The sequence below is a fragment of the Brevundimonas sp. EAKA genome, assembly GCF_000698025.1.
Taxonomy (GTDB): Bacteria; Pseudomonadota; Alphaproteobacteria; order Caulobacterales; family Caulobacteraceae; genus Brevundimonas; species Brevundimonas mediterranea_A.
Genome location: NZ_JMQR01000283.1, coordinates 1 through 456, shown reverse-complemented (window position 1 = coordinate 456; position 456 = coordinate 1). Strand labels below are relative to the sequence as shown.

Annotated in this window: 1 protein-coding gene; it reads left to right on the top strand. The window is 71.3% G+C overall.

Annotated features, from left to right (window positions below; all coding sequences use genetic code 11):
• Positions 1-400: endonuclease domain-containing protein (locus tag ER13_RS17460; protein ID WP_231492597.1), on the top strand; the 400-nt coding region annotated here is incomplete at its 5' end.
• Positions 401-456: the final 56 nt, after the last annotated feature.

Sequence of the window (456 nt, the reverse complement as noted above, 5' to 3'; positions counted from 1 at the left end):
GTGGTGGAGGGGGCTTGCCGCGCACCGGGCCTCGACGCACATTCCCGCCATGGATGCATCGCGCAAAACCGTGGATCGCGCCCGTGAACTCCGCCGCAGCCTGACCCTGCCCGAGGTCCTGCTGTGGCAGGCGTTGCGCAAACGCGGGCTGTGCGGGGCGCGGTTCCGGCGTCAGCATCCGATCGGCCCCTATATCCTCGACTTCTACTGCGACGCGGCCCGGCTGGCGGTCGAGATCGACGGGTCCAGCCATGACGCCCCCGATCAGGCGCGGCATGACGCCCGCCGCACCGACTGGCTGAACCAGAGGGGCGTCGCCGTGCTGCGGATACCGGCGCGGGATGTGCTGGCGGATATGGCCGGGGTGCTGGAGGGGATCGGGTTGCGGCTCAGGGGCTAGACTTGCCCCCTCCGTCTCGCCGGCTTCGCCGGCGAGCCACCTCCCCCAAGGGGGGA